Raw genomic sequence first — 15,502 nt, forward strand, 5'->3', positions numbered from 1 at the left:
GCCGCTGATCTCCCGTCAGCCTAGTCCGCCGCGCCGCCGACGGCTGCACGTCCGGCCTGCCATGATCGTTACGAGGCGGATGTGGGCAGCTCCGGGAGGAGCGGGGCGGGAGGCGGGCCGGAGGCGGGCGGCCTTAAGGTACGGACATGTCCATTGACGGGTGGAACACGGTCCTGGTACTCGGCGGAATCCGGTCGGGAAAGTCGGAGTTCGCCGAGGCCCTGGTAGCCGACGCGCCGACAGTCCGGTATGTGGCCACCGCCGCCGACACCAGCGCCGACGACGAAGAGTGGGCGACCCGCCTCGACGCTCACCGCGCTCGCCGGCCGACGACGTGGACCACGGAGGAGACCGCGGGGCAGCCGCACCGGCTGGCGGAGCTGCTGGCCGCCGCGCAGCCCGCCGAGACGCTGCTCATCGACGATGTCGGTGGCTGGGTGACGGCTCTCCTCGACCCCGCCCACCAACCCGGCGACGCCACGGCCGCCGTCGCCGTGCTGGTCGCGGCGATCCGCTCCTGCCCCGCGCGGCTGGTGCTGGTCAGCGCCGAGGTTGGCCTCTCGCTGGTGCCGACGACCCCGCTCGGCCGGGCCTTCACCGACGCGCTCGGCACCGCCAACCGGGCGATCGCCGACGCGGTTGACACGGTCGTACTGGTGGTCGCCGGCCAGCCCAGCTGGCTCAAACCGCCCCCACCGACCCGCCCAGCCGCCGTCCCGGCGCAGATCACGCCGGCCGCCGCCGACAGCAGAGCCGCTACCGGCCCGGTCCTCGCACCGCCGCCGCTACCGGAGGTGCTCACCCCGAGCGCCCCGCCCACACCGGCCGCGGTCACCGCCGGCGCCGACGCCCCCTGGTTGGTGCCGCCCGTGGCCGCGACCAGCCTGGCCATCGAGCCGGGCCTGGCCATCGAGCCGGGCCTGGAGCTACCCATGCCCGACGAGGACGCCGGCTCACAGGCCAGGTCCCGGGCGGCCACCCGGGACCTGCCCGGCGCCGGCTTCGGCGGGCTCAGCCAGCTGGTCGAGTTCGCCGCCGCCACCCAGGGCACTCCGCAGCCCGTCCCGTGGTCCAGCACCCGGGTGCTGCTGGTGCACGGTGACCACGCGGGCGGTGCCGCCGCCGGCACCGCCCCGGGCGACTCCGCCCGCCGGGCCCAGGAGGCCCGGGACGGCCAGGGCGCGTGGGCCCGCCTCGCCGCTGAGGCCGGTGCTGAGCTGCAGGTGGTTGACGCCCCCGCCGCGGACCCGATCGAGACCGACCCGGCGCTCCCCCTCAACCAGGTCGAGGCGGCCTTGCAGCTCGGCTGGCGGCTCGCCGACCAGGCCGCCGACGCGGGCGTACGGCTGCTGGTGCTGGGCGCCTGCGGCGCCGGCACCGACGCCGCCGCCGCAGCGGTGCTCGCCGCCACGGCCGGCGCCGAACCACCCGCCGTACTCGCCCGGGTGCGCACCGGGGCCGGCGAGTACGACGACGCCGCGTGGATGGTCCGCTGCGCGGCCGTCCGGGATGGGCTGCACCGCAGCCGCCACTCGGCCCGCGAGCCCAGGGAGATCCTCGCCGAGGTGGGCGGCGGCGACATCGCGGTCGCCACCGGCGTGCTGCTCGGCGCCGCCGCGCGGCGGCTGCCGGTACTTCTGGATGGGCCGGTCGGAGTTGCGGCCGGTCTGGTCAGCCGCGACCTGGCCGGCCCGGCCCGGCACTGGTGCCTGCTCGCCGACCACGGCGGGCACCCCGGTGTCCAGCTCGCCGCCGACGTGCTCGGCCTCACTCCCCTGCTCGACCTACGGCTGGACCTAGGCGAGGGCGGAAATGCGCTGGTGGCGTTGCCGCTGCTGCGGTCGGCGCTGGCCTTGGCCGCGGCGCTGCCGGCACACCCGTCGCTACGGGTCGAGTCGGACGAAGCCACGCCGCCGATGGACGAATCGGAACCGCCGACGGAGGAGTCGGAGCCGACGACGGAGCAACCGGAGCCGGCGCCGCCGACGGAGGAAGAGCCGGATTTCCGCGAGCCAGAACCGGCCGGACCGGGGCCCACCAGCACCGATCCGGAGTCCACCCCGCTGGATTCGTCCGGCCCGCGTGCCGGCTGAACCGCGGCTCGCCGCCGGTGCCCGGCTGGCGCTGACCACGTTCACCACGTTGCCGGTGCGGGCCGGCCGGATCGACCGGGCCGTGGCCGGCACCGCGATGTCCCTGGCCCCGGCCGTCGGCGCGCTGCTCGGCGCCCTCCTCACCGGAGTGCTGCTACTCGCCGGCGGCTTCGCGCCGCCACTGGTAGCGGCCGGCGTCACGGTCGGTGCCGGCGCGCTGCTCACCCGAGGGCTGCACCTGGACGGGCTCGCCGACACCGTGGACGCACTCGGCTCGTACCGGCGCGGGCCGGCCGCGCTGGAGATCATGAAGAAGCCGGATGTCGGCCCGTTCGGGGTCACCGCCCTGGTGGTCGTCCTCCTGGTACAGGCGGCGGTGCTGGCGGAGCTGGCCGAACGGTCCACGTCGACCGCGCTGGCCGCGGTGGTGACCGCCACCGCCGCCGGTCGGCTCGGAGTCGCGCTGGCCTGCCGGCGCGGGGTGCCGGCAGCCCGACCGGACGGGCTGGGGGCCCTAGTCGCCGGGACCGTCCGGCTCGGCGCCCTCGCCACCGGGACCACCGCGGTGGCGCTGCTGGCGCTCGCCGCCGTGCCGGACCGTCCGTGGCAGGGACCGCTGGTCGTCATCGCCGCCCTCGCCACCGCGGCCTGGCTGCTCCAGCACGTGGTACGCCGTCTCGGTGGGATCACCGGCGACGTGCTCGGTGCCACCGTCGAGGTGGTCACCACCCTGGTCTACCTGGGACTGGTCTTGTCCGGCTGAACTCCGCCCACCCCGACGGGTAGCGTTACGCACGACAACACCGGCACGGCCATCCGGGAGACCCATGCTCATCACGGACGACTTCCTGCCCGTACCGGTCCCGGAATCGCTGAACGCCACCTACCTGGTACCGATGGCGGGGCTCCCGAAGGTGGGCACGAAGACCGCGGTACGGCTGCTCACCGGGCGGCTCGCCGAGCCGGTGCACGCCCTCGCCCAGCAGATGCTGGACAGCCCACTGATGAGCGTGGACACCCGGCCGATCCACGAGTTCCCCGAGCTGCCGCCGGACCTACTCACCGCCTTCGGCGCCACCGAGGCCCAGCTGTCCCGGCTGGCGGCGGCGACCCATCTGGTCGTGGTGCAGGCCGAGTATCAGCCCGGCTGGCCCCCCGCGCACGAGTGGGCGGCGCGGGCGGTGGCGGCGGCGGTCGCCGACACCGCCGGCAGCGACGTGGTGGATGTCTTCGGGCTCCAGTTCCTCGACCCGACGACCGCGCTGCGGTCCCTGCCCGACGAGCAGGGCCGGGTCCGGCTGGTCGACTGGGTGCTGGTGCCGTACTCGTCCGACGCCGACGGGCTCTGGTTCACCACCAAGGGGTTGCGCCGGTTCGGGCTGCTGGAACTACAGGCACAGGGCGTGCCGGACCACCTCACCCGGGCCTGGGGCGCGGTGATGACCGGCACGGCGCGGCGGCTGCTGCGGGTGTGGACCGACGGCCTGGCCGGCGAGGAGCTGCCGGCGTTCGTGCAGCTACCCGTACTGGCCACGGTCACTGGCGGAGACATCGCGGTGGCGTACGGCAACCCGGAACAGCATGGGGCCACCGCCCCGGTGCTGCTCCGGCTGGAACTGGACCCGGCGACGGACCCGGAGGCGGATTCGTTCCTCACCCTGCGGCCGCCGGCCGGCTACTCCGGGCCGGACGGCCGCTACTACGCCTCGGCCTGTGGCACCCTCTTCACCGGCATCGCCCCCGACGTGCGCTACACCCGCTCCGGCGACGCGATGAGCCAGGCGGTCGCCACCGCCCGCGCCGCGCTGGGCGAGATCCGCGCCCGCTTCCTCGCCGGGGCACTACCACCGGAGACGCAGCTGGTGGTGAAGTACGGACTGCCCGGGGCGGACGGCCCGGAGTACGTGTGGGCCGGGGTGACCTCCTGGCCGACGCCGGAGCAGATCGAGGGTGCCAGCGCCAGCGACGCCAACACGGATCCGACCGTACGGATCGGCTCGGCGGTGGTGGTGGAGGCGACCGACGTGGTCGACTGGGCGGTCCTGGACGGCACCGGGGTCCGGGAGGGCGGCTGGACCCAGGCCGTCCTGGATGCCGGTGAACGCCCCGCCCCGCCGGTCTGACCCCGGCCCCACCCCCACCGATCGGCGGGGGTGGCGTGGGGGCTGACCGGGAGCGAGCTACCGAACCGAGGGGTTGACGAACGGCGGGCGGACCAGGCTCACCGCTGCCCGGCGTCCCCGGATGTCGACCTCGAGCTCGGCCCCGTCGGCCAGGGCCGGCTCGGTGTCGATCAGGGCCAGGGCGATGCCCTGTTTCCGGGTCGGGCTGAAGGTGCCGCTGGTGACCGTGCCGACCGGCGTCGCACCGTGGTAGACGACCATGCCGGGGCGCGGGATGGCCCGATCGACCGCCACCAGGCCGCGCAGCCGGCACCGGGGCCCGGCGGCTTTCTCCGCGAGCAGGGCCGACCGCCCCCAGAAGGCGGGCTTGTCCCAGCCGACCGCCCAACCCGAACGACCCTGCACCGGGGTGATCTCCAGCGACAGGTCCTGCCCGTGCAGCGGATAGCCCATCTCGGTCCGCAGGGTGTCCCGGGCGGCCAAGCCGCACGCCTGTAGCTGCTCGTCGGCGGCGAAGAGCGCGTCCCAGACTCCGCCCGCCTCCGCGGCGGGCAGGATCAGTTCGTAGCCCAGTTCGCCGGTGTAGCCGGTGCGGCACACGGTCACGCTGGCCCCGGCCAGCGTGCCCTCCGCGAAGCTCATGTAGCCGTGCTCCGTGGGCAGGCCCAGCGCGCCGAGCAGGTCGGCCGAGCGCGGACCCTGCACCGCGAGGATCGCGTACGCCTCATGCTCGTCGGTGATCGTGACCGTCGGTGGCGCGGCGGCCCGCAGCCGACGCACCACCTCGGCGGTGTTCGCGGCGTTGGGGATCAGGAAGACGTGGTCGTCGGCGTACAGGTAGGCGATGATGTCGTCCACCACACCGCCGGTGGCGTCGTCGCAGCAGAGGGTGTACTGCGCCTGGCCGGGCCCGATCCGGGCCAGGTCGTTGCTGAGGCAGGCGTTGACGAACTCCGCCGCCCCCGCGCCGGTGACCCGCACCTTGCCCAGGTGCGACACGTCGAAGACGCCCACCGCGTCGCGGACCGCCGAGTGCTCCCTGCGCACCCCGCCCCCCGCGTACTCGAGCGGCATCTCCCACCCGCCGAAGAGGGCAAACTTGGCGCCGGCAGCGACATGCCGGTCGTGCAGCGGGGAGCGGCGCAGCCGGGTTTCGGCGGAGCCGGAGGTCACGTCGGTCATGGGTGGCAACTTACCGGCACCACCCCGGCTGGTTAGCATCGGCGGGACCCGCCAGCACCACTGGCGGGACAGCCCTGGTCAACGGCGGGTACGGTCCGCCGGAGACCTTCATCGCTGGTACGCGACGACGCGACCAGCCCGGCCCGCCCGGAGTAGCTTCAGTGACATCGCCCACCATTTCCCTCAGCCTCGTCGACACCGACCCCGCCGAGCTCGCCGTTGACGCGATCGTCATCGGCGTGCACAGCCAGACCGGAGAGCCGGCCGGCGACCTCGTCGGCACCCTGCTGCTGGCCAGCGGCGCGGAGAGCATCGCCGCGGCCTTCGATGGAAAACTGACCGAGACGCTGGCGTTGCTCGGCGCGACCGGAGGCCCGGGCGAGGTGATCAAGCTCGCCACGCTCGGCACGGTTACCGCTCCGGTGATCGCCGCGGTGGGTCTCGGGCCGGAGCCGACCGGCGCCGCCCCCACCCCGGAGACCCTGCGCCGGGCGGCCGGTGCCGCGGTGCGGGCGCTGGCCGGCTCGGCCCGAGTCGCGCTGGCCCTGCCGCTGCCGGACGACGCCGACGCGCCGGCCGCGCTGCGCGCGGTCGCCGAGGGCGGCCTGTTGGGCGGCTACCGGTTCGCCGGCTACAAGACCCGCCCGCAGCCGGCCCGGCGGGAGCCGGTGGCGGAGGTGCTGGTCGCGGTCCCGGACGCGGGTGACGCCACCGCCACGGCTGAGGTCGCCCGGGCGCAGGCGGTGGCCAACGCGGTCCGCTCCTCCCGGGACTGGGTCAACGCCGCCCCCAACGAGCTGCGCCCGCCGGCCTTCGCCGACTCGGTGGCGACCGCCGCCCGCGCGGCTGGCATGGAGGTGGAGGTGCTCGACGAGGTCGCCCTGCGCGAGGGCGGCTACGGGGGCATCACCGCCGTCGGGCAGGGGTCGCAGGCCCCGCCGCGGCTGGTTCGAATCAGCTACACCCCGGCTGGCGGCGGCAACGGCAAGCGGGTCGCCCTGGTCGGCAAGGGCATCACCTTCGACAGCGGCGGCGTCTCGATCAAGCCTTCGCAGGGCATGTGGGAGATGAAGGCCGACATGGCCGGCGCCGGCGCCGTCGCCGCCGCGATGCTGGCGGTCGCGGAGCTCGCGCCCGCCGTGTCGGTGACCGCGTACGTGCCGATGGCGGAGAACATGCCCTCCGGTACGGCGTACCGGCCGGGCGACGTCATCACGATGTTCAACGGCAAGCGCGTCGAGGTGCTCAACACCGACGCCGAGGGGCGGATGATCCTCGCCGACGCGATCGCCCGGGCCTGCGCGGACGGCTGCGACTACCTGCTGGAGACCTCCACGCTCACCGGTGGCCAGGTGGTCGCGCTGGGCAAGAAGATCGCCGGGGTGATGGGCACGCCGGAGCTGTGCGAGCGGGTGCGTACCGCCGGCGAGGCGGTCGGCGAGCCGACCTGGCCGATGCCGCTGCCGGAGGACGTGCGCAAGGGCATGGACTCCGAGGTCGCCGACATCTCCCAGGTCAACGCGGGGATGGACCGGGCGGGTCACATGCTCCAGGGCGGTGTGTTCCTGCGTGAGTTCGTCACCGACGAGGTCGCCTGGGCGCACATCGACATCGCCGGCCCCGGCTACCACTCGGGTGAGCCGACGGGCTACTGGACCAAGGGCGGCACCGGGGTGCCCGTCCGCACCCTGCTGCACCTGATCGAGGACATCGCCAGCCAGGGCTGACCGGTCAGCAGGGGCCCTCGTACCCGCCGGGCGGGTATGAGGGCCCCTGCTTGCACCACCCGCCGGGTCGGTGCGGGTTTCAGAACAACTCGGGGCGCCGCTTGCGGCGTTCGTTGTAGTCCCGCATCCGCTGCGGGTAGCCCATCAGGCTCACGTCGTAGACCGGGATGCTCAGCCGGTGGGCGAAGCGCCGCGCGCCGTCCGGGCCGCCGATCCGGCGGCGGGTCCACTCACCGTCGTCGGCGATCAGCATGACCGTGGTCTCGGTCATGGTCGTCCGGGGCTCGATGTACGCCTCGACGCCCCGCCGGGTCCGTACGAAGTTCTCCAGGTGGCCCAGATCACCCCGGTCAACCCCGCGATCCGGACTGACCGGACGTGCCTTCTTCCGTCGGAACAGTCCCACCGGCCGTCTCCCCACACCCGCACCATCGAAGCTGATGCCAAGGGTACGTGTCTCGGACGTGTCGTTGGGCACCTCGTTACCCGTGCCGGGCGTGGTGGTGACAAGATGACCGAGGTGGGGTGTGTCCGCATTACCCCACCGTGACCCCCCGATGCAGCCAGGCGACCTGGGAGTTGGACGTGAGCGAGCCGAACGAGACCTTCGACATCGTCATCCTCGGAGGTGGCAGCGGTGGCTACGCAGCGGCGCTGCGCGCCGCCGAGCTGGGCCTCTCCGTTGCGTTGGTCGAGAAGGGCAAGCTCGGCGGCACCTGCCTGCACAACGGCTGCATCCCGACCAAGGCGTTGCTGCACGCCGCCGAGATCGCCGACCAGACCCGCGAGTCGGAGCAGTTCGGCGTCAAGGCCGAGTTGGTCGGCATCGACATGGCGGCGGTCAACTCGTACAAGGACGGGGTGGTCGCGCGGCTGTACAAGGGCCTGCAGGGCATGCTGCGCGGCGCGAAGAACATCACCATCGTGGCCGGCGCTGGCCGGCTGGTCGCGCCGAACACCGTCGAGGTCGACGGGAAGCGGTACACCGGCCGCAACATCATTTTGGCCTCCGGCTCGTACGCGAAGAGCCTGCCGGGCCTGGAGGTCGACGGCGAGCGGATCATCACGAGCGACCACGCGCTGGTGATGGACCGGGTCCCCGCGTCGGTGATCGTGCTCGGTGGCGGCGTCATCGGGGTGGAGTTCGCCAGCGTGTGGAAGTCCTTCGGAGTGGACGTCACGATCATTGAGGCGCTGCCCCGGCTGGTCGCCGCCGAGGATGCGGAGTCGTCGAAGGCGCTGGAGCGGGCCTTCCGGAAGCGGAAGATCAACTTCAAGGTCGGCAAGCCGTTCGAGAAGGTCGAGAAGACCGACAGCGGCGTTCGCGTGACCATCGCCGGCGGCGAGACCGTCGAGGCCGAGCTGCTGCTGGTCGCCGTCGGTCGGGGCCCGAACACCGCCGGCCTCGGCTACGAGGAGCAGGGCGTCCGGATGGACCGGGGCTACGTGCTGACCGACGAGCGGCAGCGCACGAGCGTGCCGAACGTCTACGCGGTCGGCGACATCGTGCCCGGCCTCCAGCTGGCCCACCGCGGCTTCCAGCAGGGCATCTTCGTCGCCGAGGAGATCGCCGGAGAGAACCCGGCCGTCATCGACGAGGCCGGCATTCCCCGGGTCACCTACTCTGACCCCGAGCTGGCGTCGGTCGGCCTGACCGAGGCGAAGGCCAAGGAGCAGTACGGCACCGACAAGATCAAGACCTACAACTACAACCTGGGCGGCAACGGCAAGAGCCAGATCCTCAAGACGTCCGGCTTCGTCAAGCTGGTCCGGGTCGAGGACGGCCCGGTCGTTGGCTTGCACATGGTGGGTGCTCGGGTCGGTGAGCTGATCGGTGAGGCCCAGCTCATCTATAACTGGGAGGCGTACCCCGCCGAGGTGGCACAGCTCGTGCACGCCCACCCGACCCAGAACGAGGCGCTGGGTGAGGCACACCTGGCCCTCGCCGGCAAGCCGCTGCACGCGCACGCCTGATACGACAACCACGGCGTCCGGCGACGGGCGACGATCCCATCAGGGGAATGAAGGAGTCTGGAGAAAATGCCGGTATCGGTCACCATGCCCCGGCTCGGTGAAAGCGTCACCGAGGGCACCGTCACGCGCTGGCTCAAGCAGGAGGGCGACACCGTCGAGGTTGACGAGCCGCTGCTCGAGGTGTCGACCGACAAGGTGGACACCGAGATCCCGTCCCCCGCGGCCGGTGTGCTGACCCGCATCGTGGTCGGCGAGGACGAGACCGCCGAGGTCGGCAGCGAGCTGGCGACGATCGGCGATGAGGCGTCGGGCGGCAGCGGGGCGTCGGGCGGCGAGGCCGAGCCGCGGCAGTCGACGCCCGAGCCGACCGCCGCCGCCGAGGGCACCGGCCCGGAGCCGGAGCAGAAGCAGCCGGCTCCCGCGCCCTCCGGCGGGGGCAGCTCGTCGGGCGACGGCAGCCCGGTGACGATGCCGGCCCTCGGCGAGAGTGTCACCGAAGGTACGGTCACCCGCTGGCTCAAGCAGGTCGGCGACACCGTCGAGATTGACGAGCCGCTGCTCGAGGTGTCGACCGACAAGGTGGACACCGAGATCCCCTCGCCGGTCGCCGGGACCGTCCTGGAGATCACCGTGGCGGAGGACGAGACCGCCGAGGTCGGCGCGACACTGGCGGTCGTCGGCACCGCCGGTGCGGCGGCGAAGCCCGAGCCCAAGCCGGAGCCGGCACCCAAGCCCGAGGCGAAGCCGGCACCCAAGCCGGAGCCGAAGCCCGAGCCGAAGGTCACCGAGCCGACCCCGGGCGCCTCCTACAACGAGCCGGCGGCCGAAGCCGAGAGCGCCTCCGACCCGGCGAAGGCGGAGCGGGCCTCCGCCCCGTCCGCGCCCGCCCCCCGGCCGGCGACGACCGGTGGCACGGAGAACGCCGGCTACGTCACCCCGCTGGTCCGCAAGCTCGCCAGTGAGCACGGGGTTGACCTCGCCACGGTCAACGGCACCGGCGTGGGTGGTCGGATCCGCAAGCAGGACGTGCTCGACGCGGCCGAGCAGGCCCGCGCCGCCAAGGCGGCTCCGGCCCCGGCGGCGCAGCCGGCCGCCCCCGCGGCGAAGCCGGCGGCCCGGCCCGCGCCCAGCAGCAAGCGGGGTAGCACCGAGAAGCTGCCGCGGATCCGTACGACCATCGCGAAGCGGATGCACGAGTCGCTGCACGAGATGGCGCAGCTCACCACCGTGGTCGAGGTCGACGTCACCCGGATCGCCAAGCTGCGGGCGCGGGCGAAGGACGCCTTCCAGCAGCGGCACGGCGTGAAGCTGTCCTTCCTGCCGTTCTTTGCCCTGGCGGCCGTCGAGGCGTTGCAGGCGTTCCCGATCGTCAACGCCCAGATGGACCTGGGGGCCGGGACGATCACCTACCCGGAGGCGGAGCACCTCGGGGTCGCCGTGGACACCGAGCGGGGCCTGATGGTGCCGGTCATCCACAACGCCGGCGACCTCAACCTGGGCGGTATCGCCAAGCGGGTCGCCGACCTGGCCGAGCGCACCCGGACCAACAAGATCAGCCCGGATGAGCTCGCTGGCGCGACGTTCACGCTGACCAACACCGGCAGCCGCGGTGCCCTCTTCGACACCCCGATCGTGCCGTCGCCGCAGTCGGCGATGCTCGGCACGGGTGCCGTGGTCAAGCGCCCGGTCGTGGTCAACGACCCGGAGCTGGGCGAGGTCGTGGCCGTCCGGTCGATGATCTACCTGGCCCTGTCGTACGACCACCGACTGATCGACGGCGCCGACGCGGCCCGTTTCCTTGGCGCGGTCAAGGAGCGGCTGGAGGCCGGCAACTTCGAGGCCGAACTGGGCCGGTAACACCCGACCCGACGACGGTGGGCTGCCCGGTGTTCCGGGCGGCCCACCGTCGTCTCCGGGCTCCGGCTGCTCGGCGACGCACGGATATGGTCGGCGAAGCGATGGACAGGGCACGAGCGACACTAGCCGCTGCTGTCACCCTCCGGCGGTTCTGCGATGAACACGCCGACTCCCTGCACGCCTTCTACCAAGCCTTCGGTACGCAACGCGAAGATGGCTTGACGCACGACGATGGCGGAGACGCCGTGCTCCTCGCAGAGTTGCCGTGTTGATGGGAGTTTGTCTCCCGGAGCGAGCTCACCGGACGCAACCTGCTCACGGATGTGGTCAACGAGCTTCGCCCACTTGGGTTTGGCGGGCATCTTAATCTCCCTGGTCTGCACCGCCATTTGATCACGCCTCTACTTGTAATTGCAACCAATGCCCACCGATGCCTTGCTTTATATAAGCGCTTATGTGATGCTGAGTCTCGGCCGGCTCCCTGGTCTGCAACCGGGCTGGTCACTCCGTGAAACGCGCCCGACCGGCCGCCCATCCCCCGGAGGTCGGTCGGGCGCCACGCCCTGCCCGAGCCTCCGACGCAGAGAAGGACCTCAGACCCCCGGGGACAGTTCCGGGCGTCAACCGTCCTGGCCCGGACCCTCCGCGCGCCGGTCCTCCGGTGCCGCGACCCGAGAGGAGACGCCATGCCACGAGCCATACCCCGACCGACCGGCGCGGAGCGCAACTCGGCGAGGCGAAACATGCCGCGCGTACTCCCCCGGTGGCGGCGACCCGACCCGCCGGTGCCACTCGCGCCCCGACACCGGCGGACCTGGCGGGGGCTACGGCGCTGGTGCTCGTGCGGCCTACGCTGGACCGCCTGCCCGGACCGGCACGCACCCATCCCGACCGAACCGCCGACCCCGAGGCCGCGAAACACCCGTTGGTACGACGAGCCGACCCAGGCCAACCCACAGGTGGGGCGGGCCGGGCGGTTGACCCTCGCGCAGGCCTGGCGGGCGAACGGTGGGCACTGGTGACGAAACGGCCGCACACGCCACTGCGGCCGCTCTGGCTGTGCCGACGCTGCGGCGCACCGTGGCCGTGCGGCTCCGCGCGACTGACGCTGCTGCGGGAGTACGCCCACGATCGGGTTGCGTTGCTCATCTACCTCGGCGGGCTGCTGTACGAGGCGACCGACCAACTGCACGCGCTCAACCCCCGGGAGATGCCGGACGCGGGTCAGCTCTTCGACCGGTTCCTCGGCTGGCACCGAAGCCGGATGTCCGGCCCCGAACTACCGGCGGACCTGACAAACGGCGGTGGGTGCCGCGCCGAACACGTCGCCAACAAGGTCCGGATCGAGTAGTCGTTTCGATACGCTTCGTATGTGTGGTCGCGACACGTCCGTGCCCTGGAGTGGCTTCGGCAACGGGATCCGGACTACTGCGTCATCCGCCATGCGACCCGGGTGACCCTCGTCGCCTGCCTCCTCTTCTACGGCTTCCGGTACGGCCTGAACAGCACGATCATGGCCACGTACGCGCTCTTCGGCACCATCGCCACCGGCATCTTCGCCCAGCTGCCGGGCGGGTCGGCGCACCGGGCCCGGACGCTGCTCGCCGCCCTGCCGGTCATCTGGGTCCTGATCGCCGTCGGAACCGTCCTGGCGGTGAGCACCTGGGCCGCCACGATCGGCATGCTGGTGATCGGGTTCGCCGTGGCGTTCGCCGGTGTCGGCGGACCTCGCCTGATCGGCCTCGTCGGCGCGTTTCAGATCTCCTACATCCTGGCCAGCTTTCCCCCGTACCAGCCCGACACCCTGCCGGAACGGCTGGCCGGAGTGACGCTTGCCGTCGTGCTGATCGCGGCAGCAGAGCTGTGGCTGTGGCCCGGGCCGGCGCCGACAACCACCTCGCGACGCCTGGGCGGGGCCGCGCGGAGTATCGCCTCGTTCGTGGCCGCGCTCGCGGACCTGCTGGCCGGGCAGTCAGCAGCGGGCGAGGCGGCCCGACAGCGCCGGGCTACGGCGGCCGAAGCGGTCAAGCAGACCCAGATGTGGCGGCTGCCGCCGTCCGAGCGGGCATCCTCGGCGAGCCGGCGAGACCACGCGCTGCGGGACGCGGCTACCGACCTGCACCAGACGTTCCGGCACGCCGAGTGGCTCCTTGAGGCCCACCCGACGAGCACCGACGTGGGCGCGGCGAGGTCCCTACGGGACTGCGCGGCGTCCCTGCGCCACTCCGGCGACGCACTGTTGGGAAGAGAGCGGGCGTCCCCCGACCGGGCCGTTTCCAGCGAGCACCAGCAGCCGGACGGTGGGCGATCGGCCACTACCGAGAAGCTCCGCGTGGCCATGATCGTCCGGTCGCTGGCCCGGCACACGGACTTCGTCGCGACTGCCGTCCGGATCGCGGGAGGCCACCCTGGCAACACCCCCCATCAACCGGGAGGACCACACAGCTTCTGGTATCTACGGCGGAGCACCCCGTCGCTGTACTGGCAGCGGCTGCGGATACACCTCACCCCACGCTCCGTGTTCTTCCAGCGGGCCCTGCGACTCGCCGTCGCTCTGGCCGCCGCCCGGTTCGTCGCCGGTGCGCTGGATCTGGAGCACGGCTTCTGGGTGCTCCTGGCTACCCTCAGCCTCCTCCGGACCTCCGCGGCGGAGACGTGGGCCACGTTCCGCCGGGCCCTGGCCGGCACCCTCGTCGGCGCCGCCGCCGGGGCCCTGTTGCTGCTGGCCTCTCCCGGGCAGGAGACGTACGCGGTGATCCTGCCCCTGGCACTGGGGCTGGCCCTGTGGGCGGGGCCGCTACTCGGGCTCGCCTGGGCGCAGGCGTTTCTCACGCTGGTGCTGATCGCCGCCTTCGCTCAGCTCACCCCGACGGACTGGCATCTGGCCGGTGTCCGCCTGCTGGACGTCCTGATTGGCGCGGTGATCGGCCTCGTCACCGGCGTACTCATGTGGCCGAAGGGTGGCGGTGGTGAGCTCCGCCGGTACACGTCGGCCTATCTCGACGCGGGTGCCGAGGCGATCGAGGAGACGGTCCTGAAGGTGGCGGGACGAGCCCGGGGCCAGCAGGCGCTTGCGGCGGCGCACCGGGCGCAGGTCCTCACCGACGCGTCGTTCTGCCAGTACCACCTGGAGCACACCGCTCCGCGCCCCACCGACGTGGACTGGGAGGCGGCCCTGGCCGCGGGGCATCGCATCGTCCGTGGTGCGGAGCGACTCGGCACCGGCGACCAGGACGGGATGCTGGCGCACCGGTGGCCCGGGCCCACCGGCCAGCTCGTACGCCGGGCTCAGCGGCTGCGGTCCGACTACGCCGATCTGGCGCGCCGCATGGCGCGAGGTCGCCTGCACGGTGCGGCTCCCGTCGCGCAACCAACGACGGGTGTGGTCGAACAGGTCGGCGAGATCATTCAGGGCGACAACCGACGGGCCGACGTCCTGCACCTGATCGAGGTCGACCACTGGCTGGCTGACCTCGGTCGAAACCTCAACCAAATCCCCGCACCGGCCCAGCCGGGCCGGGGGAACGGTCCACCAGAACCGTCGGGCAGCTAGCACGGACGCCCGTGGTGGTCAGGTGACCAACTCAACGCATCTATTGGTCACCCGTATCCGAGAATATAGGCATGCGGATTCTGATGGCCGGCGCGTCCGGCTTCCTCGGCACCCGGCTGGCCGACCGGCTCAGCGCGGCCGGGCACCACGTGACCCGGCTGGTCCGCCGGCCGCCGCAAGGCGCCGACGAACGGCAGTGGAACCCGTCCACGGCCGAGCTCGACCCGGCGGTGGTGGCGGAGGCTGACGCCGTGGTCAACCTGGCCGGTGCGGGGGTCGGTGACCGCCGATGGAACGACGAGTACCGGCGGGTCATCCGCTCCAGCCGGGTGGACACCACCACCACACTGGCGATCACGATCGCCGGGCTGCTGGCCGCCGACCGGCCGAAGGTACTGGTCAACTCGTCGGCGGTGGGGTGGTACGGCAACACCGGCGACCGGGCCGTTGACGAGGAGGCAGGCCCCGGCACGGGCTTCCTGGCCGATGTCTGCCGCGGGTGGGAGGCCGCGACCCGGCCGGCCGAGGACGCCGGGGTACGCGTGGTCCGGCTACGGACCGGGTTGCCGCTGCACCGCGAGGGCGGGCTACTCAAGCCGCAGCTGCTGCCGTTCCGGCTCGGCATCGCGGGCCGGTTGGGCAGCGGCCGGCAGTGGCTGCCGTGGATCGCGATGGTGGACTGGCTGGACGCTGCCGCCCTCGCCATTGACCGCGCCGACCTCACCGGCCCGGTCAACGCGGTCGGGCCAGCACCGGTGACCAATGCCGAGTTCACCCGGGAACTGGCCCGGCAGCTGCACCGTCCGGCGATCATCCCGATCCCGGCGCTGGCGCTCAAGGTGGCGCTCGGTGGCTTCGCACAGGAGGCGCTGACCAGCGCTCGGGTCCTGCCGGGGGCGCTGACCCGGGCGGGGTTCACCTACCGCCATCCGGATCTGGCCAGCGCCCTGCACGCCGCGCTCACGGCGGAGCCGGACCGATGAACGGCGAGTC

At 72.8% G+C, this 15,502-nt stretch carries 13 protein-coding genes; 10 read left to right on the forward strand and 3 right to left on the reverse strand.

Translation table 11 applies throughout. The features are described from left to right. Window positions 1-146 precede the first annotated feature (146 nt). The 3 genes from SALPAC2_RS0109695 to SALPAC2_RS0109705 all read left to right on the forward strand — a co-directional run bounded on the left by SALPAC2_RS0109695 (window position 147) and on the right by SALPAC2_RS0109705 (window position 4,216). Window positions 147-2,093 carry a bifunctional adenosylcobinamide kinase/adenosylcobinamide-phosphate guanylyltransferase gene (locus tag SALPAC2_RS0109695; protein WP_018216465.1) on the forward strand — a complete coding sequence of 649 codons (1,947 nt, stop codon included), beginning with the start codon at window positions 147-149 and terminating at the stop codon, window positions 2,091-2,093. After that, on the forward strand, window positions 2,083-2,856 hold the full coding sequence (locus tag SALPAC2_RS0109700) for an adenosylcobinamide-GDP ribazoletransferase (RefSeq protein WP_018216466.1): 774 nt from the start codon (window positions 2,083-2,085) through the stop codon (window positions 2,854-2,856). The genes SALPAC2_RS0109695 and SALPAC2_RS0109700 overlap by 11 nt, the downstream gene beginning before the upstream one ends. A gap of 64 nt (window positions 2,857-2,920) precedes the next feature. Beyond that, window positions 2,921-4,216: a hypothetical protein gene (locus SALPAC2_RS0109705; RefSeq protein WP_018216467.1), complete on the forward strand. Its 1,296-nt coding sequence runs from the start codon at window positions 2,921-2,923 to the stop codon at window positions 4,214-4,216. A 57-nt stretch (window positions 4,217-4,273) separates the two neighbouring features. Here SALPAC2_RS0109705 and gcvT read toward each other — a convergent pair whose 3' ends face one another. Beyond that, window positions 4,274-5,398, reverse strand: coding sequence for a glycine cleavage system aminomethyltransferase GcvT (gene gcvT, locus SALPAC2_RS0109710; protein WP_018216468.1), 1,125 nt, complete (start codon window positions 5,396-5,398; stop codon window positions 4,274-4,276). Window positions 5,399-5,559: 161 nt separating this feature from the next. On the opposite strand from gcvT, the gene SALPAC2_RS0109715 reads away from it, so the two are divergent. Beyond that, window positions 5,560-7,125, forward strand: coding sequence for a leucyl aminopeptidase (locus SALPAC2_RS0109715; protein WP_018216469.1), 1,566 nt, complete (start codon window positions 5,560-5,562; stop codon window positions 7,123-7,125). Window positions 7,126-7,204: 79 nt separating this feature from the next. Here the strand turns inward: SALPAC2_RS0109715 and SALPAC2_RS0109720 are convergent, their stop codons facing one another. Then, the gene (locus SALPAC2_RS0109720; RefSeq protein ID WP_018216470.1) at window positions 7,205-7,531 is read right to left on the reverse strand and encodes a hypothetical protein; all 327 of its coding nucleotides are present in this window, start codon (window positions 7,529-7,531) and stop codon (window positions 7,205-7,207) included. 140 nt (window positions 7,532-7,671) lie between these two features. Between SALPAC2_RS0109720 and lpdA the strand changes: the two genes are divergently transcribed. Together lpdA and sucB are read left to right on the forward strand one after the other, a co-directional pair. Then, window positions 7,672-9,099, forward strand: a complete 1,428-nt coding sequence (gene lpdA, locus SALPAC2_RS0109725) for a dihydrolipoyl dehydrogenase (protein ID WP_018216471.1) — start codon at window positions 7,672-7,674, stop codon at window positions 9,097-9,099. A gap of 66 nt (window positions 9,100-9,165) precedes the next feature. After that, complete coding sequence (sucB, locus tag SALPAC2_RS0109730) at window positions 9,166-10,956, forward strand: 2-oxoglutarate dehydrogenase, E2 component, dihydrolipoamide succinyltransferase (RefSeq protein ID WP_018216472.1); 1,791 nt, start codon at window positions 9,166-9,168, stop codon at window positions 10,954-10,956. Between the two features lie 122 nt (window positions 10,957-11,078). Here the strand turns inward: sucB and SALPAC2_RS0109735 are convergent, their stop codons facing one another. After that, the gene (locus tag SALPAC2_RS0109735) at window positions 11,079-11,345 is read right to left on the reverse strand and encodes a winged helix-turn-helix domain-containing protein (protein ID WP_018216473.1); all 267 of its coding nucleotides are present in this window, start codon (window positions 11,343-11,345) and stop codon (window positions 11,079-11,081) included. Between the two features lie 297 nt (window positions 11,346-11,642). Between SALPAC2_RS0109735 and SALPAC2_RS27290 the strand changes: the two genes are divergently transcribed. From SALPAC2_RS27290 to SALPAC2_RS0109750, 4 genes are all read left to right on the forward strand, one after another. Continuing rightward, a complete protein-coding gene (locus SALPAC2_RS27290) occupies window positions 11,643-11,978 on the forward strand; it encodes a hypothetical protein (RefSeq protein ID WP_162561325.1) in 336 nt (111 codons plus the stop codon). After that, window positions 11,975-12,307, forward strand: a complete 333-nt coding sequence (locus SALPAC2_RS24675) for a hypothetical protein (protein ID WP_018216474.1) — start codon at window positions 11,975-11,977, stop codon at window positions 12,305-12,307. Before SALPAC2_RS27290 ends, SALPAC2_RS24675 begins: the two co-directional genes overlap by 4 nt. Before the next feature lie 21 nt (window positions 12,308-12,328). Then, window positions 12,329-14,509 (forward strand): FUSC family protein, encoded by a 2,181-nt coding sequence (locus SALPAC2_RS0109745; RefSeq protein ID WP_018216475.1) that lies wholly within the window; start codon window positions 12,329-12,331, stop codon window positions 14,507-14,509. 71 nt (window positions 14,510-14,580) lie between these two features. Next, on the forward strand, window positions 14,581-15,492 hold the full coding sequence (locus SALPAC2_RS0109750; RefSeq protein ID WP_018216476.1) for a TIGR01777 family oxidoreductase: 912 nt from the start codon (window positions 14,581-14,583) through the stop codon (window positions 15,490-15,492). Window positions 15,493-15,502 lie beyond the last annotated feature (10 nt).

Source organism: Salinispora vitiensis (assembly GCF_000378825.1).
Classification (GTDB): Bacteria; Actinomycetota; Actinomycetes; order Mycobacteriales; family Micromonosporaceae; genus Micromonospora; species Micromonospora vitiensis.